The organism is Mesorhizobium norvegicum (genome assembly GCF_004919685.1).
Lineage (GTDB): Bacteria > Pseudomonadota > Alphaproteobacteria > Rhizobiales > Rhizobiaceae > Mesorhizobium > Mesorhizobium norvegicum.
On the sequence record NZ_SMYZ01000006.1, the window covers coordinates 42,471 to 50,550 of the forward strand.

An 8,080-nucleotide genomic window follows, 5' to 3' on the forward strand; every position below is an offset into this window, starting at 1 on the left:
GAAACGGAGGAGGCACCAACGCCCCCTCCGTGAGCACGATTGTTACTGGCCGCGGCCGTACTTCTTGAAGGTCGCGTTCCAGTCGGCAGCCAGTGCGTCCAGCGTTTCCTTGGCGGTGCCTTCGCCGCCGATCATGTAGGGATAGACGCGCTGGTTGAGCTGCTGCAGCAGTTCGGCATATTCCGGCACCGCCCAGAAATCCTTCACCTTGAACATGGTCTCGTAGAAGGCCTTGTTGTAGGGCGTGGCGTTCTGGAATTCAGGCGACTTCAGCACGGCCGCACTGCAGGTGTAGCCGCCAAGTGCCGCCCACTTCTTCTGGGTCTCGTCCTTGATGAACCATTCCAGGAACTTCGTCGCCTCTTCCTGCTTCTGCGAGTAGGAAACGATGGAGATGCCTTGCCCGCCAAGCGCGGCGAACTGGTCGCCACCGGGGCCGGGAGGATTGGCGAAGAAGCCGGTGTTCTTGGCGTTCGGGTTCGACGCCTCGTTGATCAGCGAGGGGAAGAACGCGAAGTAGTTCATGCTCATCGCGGCCAGGTTTTCGGTGATCGCCTGGTTGTCTTCGACGAAGAACGACTTGGCCCAGCCTGGAGGCGTGAACTTGTAGAGTTCCTTGTAGGCGTCGAGTGCTGCGACCGCCTTGTCGGAGTTGATGAAGCCATCGACCTTGTAGGTCGAATAGTCACCCAGTTCGCCGCCATAGGAGAACAGCGCGTTCTCGAAGCCCATCGCCATCGCGTCATAGGAATTGTCGGTGTAGATGGCGATGCCGTAACGCTTCTGATCCGGCCGGTAGAAGAATTCGGCGATGTCGCGCAGCGCCTTGAAATCCTTCGGCACGTCGAGGTCGTAGCCGTACTTGGCCTTGAACGCTTCCTTTTCCTTGGGATCCTCGAACCAGTCCTTGCGATAGGACCAGCCGACGGCGTCGCCTTCAAGCGGGATGGCCCAGTACTTGCTGCTGCCGCCCGGATATTCGGCGTAGTACTTTACTGTCGCCGGCGCCATCACCTCGCCGAGCTTATGCTTGTTGAAGAAGTCGGTGAGGTCGACATAGTGGCCACCGGTCGAGCCGGCACCGAGCCATTGCGAGTCGCCGACGACCATATCATAGGCGTCGCCATGGGCGTTGAACTCGGTGAAGGCCTTGGTCTGGAAGTCGGACCAGGGCGTCGTCTCCACCGTGATCTTGACGCCGGTTTCCTTCTCGTACTCGTTGCCGAGTTCCTGCAGATAGTTGGCCGGATCCCATTCCGCCCAGAAGATGGTGAGCGACTTTTCCTGCGCGTAAACGGACGTTCCGCAGGCAAGCGTTAAGCCGATACCAGCAAGTACGCTGGTCACTAACTTGCGCATAATGATTTCCTCCCTTGTGCGCATTCTACCTTGTCATGCGAGCCGGCAACGGGACCGGCCCTGGTAGTTCCTCCCGTGATCGCACCTTTCCGGTTCCGAGCCTCCTCGCCCTGCCGGAAAATGGATCGCAGCCCTCACTTTCGATCCGCTTTTCTTACCTGATCTGGTATTACCAATTCTGCATGCACGTCAAGCCCTTTCTTGGCAGCTCGACTTGCCCGTTGCTATCGGATTCCTGCTTTATCTGCCTGTTTTACCAAGATTTTCCTACTCAGTGATACGCATGGGTGTTGTCCGGCACCCCGCACTGCGGTTAAGATCGGTAGTCGGCATGCAAATCTGGTCGAACCAGATAGCGCTATTTCGCGACCGCCGCCGGATCGATGCTGTCACCGCCGCCGATCGATTCCGCAACCGCCGCACGCACCAGCGCCCCGGCCGCCCATTGCGCGACCGACATCGTCCCGCGACTGTCCAGCCCCCATATATCCTTGAGCACGATCAGCACCTCGACGCCGAACATCAGCGACAGCGCCTGCGCCAGCCGCTTGAAGTCGCGCGACGGCAAACGGCCCTTGAGCGGCGCGATCGCCTCTTTCAGCAAGTCGATGCGGTGGCCGCGCGTGAAAGCCGGCTCGCCACCCAGCGTGCCGGCCTGACGCCGCGCCCATTGATCGAGCGACAGCTTCAGCGCTGCCTTGAACGTGGCTTCGAAGGCCTCGATGCGCGGCATGGCCGTGTCGAACAGCTCGGCGACCCGGCGCTCGGCATCGGTGGAGGTCGATTGCCAGGTGAGGATTGGCCCCAGCCCCTCGTCGACCACCGCTTGCACCAGTGCGGCCTGGCTCGGGAAATAACGATAGGCAGTGGCACGGGAAACCTGTGCCGCCTCGGCGACCTCGCTGACCGAGGGCGTGACGCCCGCCTGCATCAGCCTTGTTGCTGTCTCCAGCATCAGCCGTTTCGTGCGCGCGCGCGGCCCGCGCTCTGTCGCCTGGCCGTTTCCCCGCTCAGTGTCGTCGCTCGCCGTGGATTGTTGACGTGAGACATCCATATCAATACGATACGCGCGTCTCAAAAAATTGCAATGGCCTTCGCTTGCGGAAAGGCCGGGCAAACAGCCGGCGGGGAAACGCGATGAAGCGCATCTATGTGGTGGGCACCGCCGACACCAAGGGCGAGGAGCTTGCCTTCCTGGCCAATGCGATCGCTGCTGCGGGCGCAGCGGTGTCCCGCGTCGATGTCGGAACGCGCGACGCAACCATTCCCGTCGACATCACCGCAAAGGAAATTGCCGGCCACCACCCCGATGGCCGCGGCGCCGTGCTTGATATCGACGACCGCGGCACCGCGGTTGCCGCAATGGGCGCCGCCTTCGCCCGCTTTGCCCAATCGCGAAACGACATCGCCGCCATGATCGGCATTGGCGGCGGCGGCGGCACATCGATCATCACGTCGGGCATGCGCGCCCTGCCGCTCGGCCTGCCCAAGATCATGGTCTCGACGCTCGCCTCCGGCGATACCGCGCCTTATGTCGACGTCTCCGACATCATCATGATGCCTGCTGTGACCGACATGGCCGGGCTGAACCGGCTGTCCCGTGTCGTGCTGCACAATGCGGCTCAAGCCATATCAGGCATGGCGGCCAGCCCGGCGCCGCCGCCCGACGGCAGACCGTCGATCGGCCTCACCATGTTCGGCGTCACCACGCCTTGCGTGACCGCCATCGCCGACCAGCTCCGTTCGACCTATGACTGCATGGTCTTCCACGCCACCGGCACCGGCGGCCGGAGCATGGAGAAGCTGGCCGAGAGCGGCCTGCTGTCCGGGATCATCGACATCACCACGACCGAAGTTTGCGACTTGCTGTTTGGCGGTGTCTTGCCGGCGACAGACGATCGTTTCGGCGCGATCGCCAGCACCAGGCTGCCCTATGTCGGTTCGGTCGGCGCGCTGGACATGGTGAACTTCTGGGCGCCTTCGACCATCCCGGAACGCTATCGCGGCCGGTTGTTCTACGAGCACAACCCCAACGTCACGCTGATGCGCACCACGGCGCAGGAATGCCGTGCGATCGGCGAGTGGATCGGCACCAGGCTCGCCCGCTGCGAGGGGCCAGTGCATTTTCTCATCCCGGAAAAGGGCGTCTCTGCGCTCGACATCGAGGGCGGCACCTTCTTCGACCCGGAAGCCGACGCCGTCCTGTTCGAAGCCATCGAGCGCACCATCAAGCCAAACCGCACGCGCCGCGTGGCGCGTCTGCCGCTGCACATCAACGACCCGGAATTCGCAAAGGCTGCAACATCGGCCTTCCTCGACATCGCCAGACAGTGAGAGATCCAAAAAAATGCCCGCCATACCGCGCAAGGACATATTGAAGAAATTCAGGGGAATGATCGACAAGGGGGTGCCGATCGTCGGTGGCGGCGCCGGCACCGGCCTGTCGGCCAAGGCCGAAGAGGCCGGCGGCATCGACCTCATCATCATCTACAATTCCGGCCGCTACCGCATGGCCGGGCGCGGCTCGGCCGCCGGCCTGCTCGCCTATGGCAACGCCAACGAGATCGTCAAGGAGATGGCCTACGAGGTGCTGCCGGTGGTCAAGAAGACGCCGGTGCTGGCCGGCGTCAACGGCACCGACCCCTTCGTCATCATGCCGCTGCTGCTGGCAGAGCTGAAGACAATGGGCTTTTCCGGCGTGCAGAATTTTCCCACCATCGGCCTGTTTGACGGCCAGATGCGGCAGAGCTTTGAGGAGACCGGCATGGGCTTCGGGCTCGAGGTCGACATGATCGCCGAGGCGCACAAGCTCGACCTGTTGACCACGCCCTACGTCTTCAACCCGGATGAGGCCCGCGCCATGACCAAAGCCGGCGCCGACATCGTCGTCGCCCATATGGGCGTGACCACCGGCGGCTCGATCGGTGCGACGTCAGCCAAGTCGCTCGACGACTGCGTCGTCGAGATCGACGCCATCGCCAATGCTGCCCGCTCGGTGCGCAAGGATGTCATCCTGCTTTGCCATGGCGGACCGATCTCGATGCCGGACGACGCCCGCTACATTCTCTCCCATGCCAAGGGCCTGCACGGCTTCTATGGCGCCAGCTCGATGGAACGGCTGCCGGCCGAGGCGGCGATCGCCCGGCAGACGGCGGATTTCAAGGCCGTGACACTTGGCAGCGACAAGACCACGAAGAAAAGGAAGGGATGAGACGATGACCGACACGAGCAAAATGTTTGTCTACCCGAAGGACGTCAGCGCCTTCGGCTTCGACTGGGGAAAATTGGCGCTGACGGTGGCGCCTGAAGTGAATGGCGCGACCCGGTTTTCCGGCGGTGTGGTGGACCTGCCTTCCGGCAAGGGCCACACGCGCCACAACCATCCGGGCGCGGAAGAAATCATCTTCGTCATCTCGGGCCATGGCGAGCAGATGGTTGAGGACGAGAAGGGCAATCCGGCGGTCGAGAAGGTCGGCCCCGGCTGCACCATCTATGTGCCGGAAAGCCGCTTTCATTCGACGCTCAACACCGGTGACGGGCCGATGCAGCTTTTCGTCGTCTATTCGCCGGCCGGCCCGGAACTGGTCCTGCGCGAGCTGCCGGATTTCAGGCTGATTCCGCCGGGGCAGTGATCTTTCCTCCGTTCCCGCGTTTGCTGAGAGGCCCCCTCATCCGGCCGCTTCGCGGCCACCTTCTCCCCGAGGGGAGAAGAGACGAGCATCATCGCCGGCTCCCTCCTCTCCCCTCGGGGAGAGGTCGGATTGCCCCGAATTGCCCTTCGCAATTCGGATGGCAATCCGGGTGAGGGGGCAGCGCCCTTCAGTACCAGCTAGGCGGTTGCACCCCTGTTCCACCCCCTGCCCCGATCACCGAACATCACATAGCCGGTTTCGGTAACCGCCAGCGTGTCCTCCAGCTTGATGAAGCCGCGCGTCGGGTGAAGCATGGTTGTCTCCACCGACAGCACCATGTTCTTCTCCAGCGGCTTTGCCGCATAGGTGCCCTCATAGGTCACCGGGTGGTTGGTCATCAGGAACGGTGCTTCATGCGTGATCAGCCCCATGCCGTGGGCGAAGAAATCCGTATAGGCCGCGACCTTCGAGGCCTTCAGCACGCCCTCGGCGTGGGAAATCATGTCGCCGCCCAGCGTGCCCGCCTTGACCTTGGAGAAGGCTGCCTGCTGCACTGTTTCGACCTCGGCCAGCAGGTCTTCGAGTTCGGCATCCGGCTCGCCGAGAATGCCCATCCGGCAGAGGTCGCCGATATAGCCGTGATAGTTGCCGCCGGAATCGATCGACAGCACCTCGCCTTGCTTCCACGCCTGCGGTGAGGCGGCGCGGTTGTGGCTGGAGCCCAGCGTCAGCAGGCAATATTCGAAATGGATGCCGCGATTGGTTTCCTCGCGCCGCAGCTGCTCGATGATCTCGCTCTTGGTCGTGCCTTCGCGCGCCCAGGCAATGGTTGCCAGCATGGAATCGGTGATCAGTTCGGAGGCCGTGCGCAGCTTCTCCAGCTCGGCATCGGTCTTGATGGCGCGCATGCGCTCCAGCATGTCGGTCGCATCGATCAGTCTGGCGTCCGGCAACGTCTTGCGGATCAGCGTATAGGCGTCCGACGGCAGGAAGCCGGGCTCGATGCCGATGCGGGCATTGCCCTTGCCGATCTTCTGCAGGTGCTCGACGGCGAGATTGGCGGCATCGAGCGTGCCCCAGCAGGCGGCGTGCAGCGTCGGCGTCCAGAACGGGTTGTTCTGATGCTCGCCACCTTCCATGCGGTTGCCGATATAGGCGGCATGGTCCGGCCCGCCCTTTTCGTACACGACGATCGGCAGGTAACGGCTGTGGCCGATCGCATCCATGGCAGCAAAAAAGATGAACTTGTAGCCGCCCAGCAGATATTGCGTGTTGTGCTTGGAGGTGGCGAGCAGCACATCGATGCCGGCCTCCTCCATCAGCCGGTCGACCCGCGCCTGGTCGAACGGGATATTGCCGACGGCATTCTTGCCCGGAGCAATGTTCATCTCTCTCTCCCTGAATTGCCTGGGATCGCCGGCCGTTCTGCTCCCGATCCCCTAGCTATGGCTCAAATCTGCACCATTTTGCCCGCTCTGGTCTAGCCAGAAATAGGAAAAACAACGCCGTTTGATGTCATCATATCGTCATCCGCCGCATACCGGGGCAATCTGGTCCGACCAAATTACCTCGAATTGAGCCGCTCCCTCCAAACTGGTCCAGCGAACGAAAATTTCAAAGCCAAGCGAGGATGCGCCAATTCCGTCTCTGGCGAAACCCTCGGCAAGGCTCATAATCGCCACCGCAAGGATGCCGGCGGGCTTGCCGGCGTCTGAGGGATATTGGCGCACCCGACCGGGTCGCGGAGAGGACGGAGTTCGATCATGTCAGGTTTCACGATTTCCAGACGCACGATGCTTGCAGGCTCGGCAATGCTGCTGGCCTCCACCGCCATGCCGACATCAGGCTGGTCGCAGACGCCGAAGAAGGGCGGCCGGCTGGTGCTTGCCGCCGATTCCGAACCACGCAACCTCAACCCCGCGATCGTCGCCTCCAACGGCGTGTTCTTCATCTCCAGCAAGATCGTCGAAACGCTGGCCGAAGCCTCCTTCGACGGCAAGGACGGGCTCGCTCCACGGCTGGCGCTGAGCTGGGAGGGTGCTGCCGACGGGCTCTCAGTGACGTTCAAACTGCGCGACGGCGTCAAATGGCATGACGGCAAGCCGTTCACCTCGGCCGACGTCGCCTTCTCGGCACTGCAGATCTGGAAGCCGCTGCAGAATCTCGGCCGCACCGTGTTCAAGGATCTGGCCAGCGTCGACACCCCTGACGATCTCACCGCCGTGTTCAAGTTCGCCAAGCCGACGCCGTTCCAGCTGATCCGCAACGCGCTGCCGGCGCTGAGCAGCGTGGTGCCGAAGCACATCTACAAGGTGGGCAAGATCGAGGACAACCCGGCCAACAACGCGCCTATCGGCACCGGGCCGTTCAAATTTGGCGAGTACAAGGCCGGCCAATATTACCGGCTGACCAAGAACACGGATTACTGGGGCAAGGACGAGCCCTATCTCGACGAGATCATCTATCAGGTGCTGCCGGATCGCACGTCCGCGGCGAGCGCGCTCGAGGCTGAAGAGATCCAGCTGGCAGCCTTTTCCGCCGTGCCGCTGGCCGATCTCGACCGCATCTCGAAAGTGCCGGGCCTGAAGGTGATCTCCAAGGGTTACGAAGGGCTGACCTATCAGCTCGTCGTCGAGATCAACCATCGCCGCAAGGAGCTGGCCGACGTGAAAGTGCGGCAGGCGATCGCGCATGCCATCGACAAGGATTTCGTCGTCAAGACGGTGTTCCTCGGCTATGCCGCGACGGCCACCGGTCCGGTGCCGAAGAACGATCCGCAGTTCTACACCGCCGACGTGCCGACCTATGCCTTCGACGTCGCCAAGGCCAACGCGCTGCTCGACGAGNNTCGCTCAAGCTGCTGCCCGCTCCCTATTTCAACGAGACCAAGCAGTTCGGCGACTATCTGCGCCAAGCACTCGCCGCCATCGGCATCGACGCACAGTTGGTCAACAACGACTCGGCCGCGCACATCAAGGCGGTCTACACCGACCACGCCTTCGACCTCGCGGTCGGCCCGCCGGTGTTCCGCGGCGATCCGGCGATCTCGACCACCATCCTGGTGCAGAGCGGCATTCCGGACGGCGTGC

General features: G+C 62.6%; 6 protein-coding genes and 1 pseudogene. 4 read left to right on the forward strand and 3 right to left on the reverse strand.

Features of this window, described 5'->3' with window-relative positions; genetic code table 11:
* Positions 1 to 42: 42 nt before the first annotated feature.
* The gene (locus FCU66_RS03705) at positions 43 to 1,359 is read right to left on the reverse strand and encodes an ABC transporter substrate-binding protein (RefSeq protein ID WP_136617212.1); all 1,317 of its coding nucleotides are present in this window, start codon (positions 1,357 to 1,359) and stop codon (positions 43 to 45) included.
* A 358-nt stretch (positions 1,360 to 1,717) separates the two neighbouring features.
* On the reverse strand, positions 1,718 to 2,413 hold the full coding sequence (locus FCU66_RS03710; protein WP_136617211.1) for a TetR/AcrR family transcriptional regulator: 696 nt from the start codon (positions 2,411 to 2,413) through the stop codon (positions 1,718 to 1,720).
* A gap of 83 nt (positions 2,414 to 2,496) precedes the next feature.
* Here FCU66_RS03710 and FCU66_RS03715 point away from each other — a divergent pair, with 83 nt between their 5' ends.
* From FCU66_RS03715 to FCU66_RS03725, 3 genes are read left to right on the forward strand one after another with little or no spacing between them, the layout of a single operon-like run.
* Positions 2,497 to 3,693, forward strand: coding sequence for a Tm-1-like ATP-binding domain-containing protein (locus FCU66_RS03715; RefSeq protein ID WP_136617210.1), 1,197 nt, complete (start codon positions 2,497 to 2,499; stop codon positions 3,691 to 3,693).
* A gap of 13 nt (positions 3,694 to 3,706) precedes the next feature.
* On the forward strand, positions 3,707 to 4,570 hold the full coding sequence (locus FCU66_RS03720) for a phosphoenolpyruvate hydrolase family protein (protein ID WP_136617209.1): 864 nt from the start codon (positions 3,707 to 3,709) through the stop codon (positions 4,568 to 4,570).
* 4 nt (positions 4,571 to 4,574) lie between these two features.
* Complete coding sequence (locus FCU66_RS03725) at positions 4,575 to 4,991, forward strand: cupin domain-containing protein (protein WP_136617208.1); 417 nt, start codon at positions 4,575 to 4,577, stop codon at positions 4,989 to 4,991.
* A 197-nt stretch (positions 4,992 to 5,188) separates the two neighbouring features.
* Here the strand turns inward: FCU66_RS03725 and FCU66_RS03730 are convergent, their stop codons facing one another.
* Positions 5,189 to 6,379: a M24 family metallopeptidase gene (locus FCU66_RS03730; RefSeq protein ID WP_136617207.1), complete on the reverse strand. Its 1,191-nt coding sequence runs from the start codon at positions 6,377 to 6,379 to the stop codon at positions 5,189 to 5,191.
* 375 nt (positions 6,380 to 6,754) lie between these two features.
* On the opposite strand from FCU66_RS03730, the pseudogene FCU66_RS03735 reads away from it, so the two are divergent.
* Positions 6,755 to 8,080: pseudogene (locus FCU66_RS03735) on the forward strand (ABC transporter substrate-binding protein); the annotation flags it as partial.

Coding starts and splice junctions, on each gene's coding strand:
- FCU66_RS03705 (WP_136617212.1), bottom strand. CDS start 1,359: ATGCGCAAGTTAGTGACCAGCGTACTTGCTGGTATCGGCTTAACGCTT.
- FCU66_RS03710 (WP_136617211.1), bottom strand. CDS start 2,413: ATGGATGTCTCACGTCAACAATCCACGGCGAGCGACGACACTGAGCGG.
- FCU66_RS03715 (WP_136617210.1), top strand. CDS start 2,497: ATGAAGCGCATCTATGTGGTGGGCACCGCCGACACCAAGGGCGAGGAG.
- FCU66_RS03720 (WP_136617209.1), top strand. CDS start 3,707: ATGCCCGCCATACCGCGCAAGGACATATTGAAGAAATTCAGGGGAATG.
- FCU66_RS03725 (WP_136617208.1), top strand. CDS start 4,575: ATGACCGACACGAGCAAAATGTTTGTCTACCCGAAGGACGTCAGCGCC.
- FCU66_RS03730 (WP_136617207.1), bottom strand. CDS start 6,379: ATGAACATTGCTCCGGGCAAGAATGCCGTCGGCAATATCCCGTTCGAC.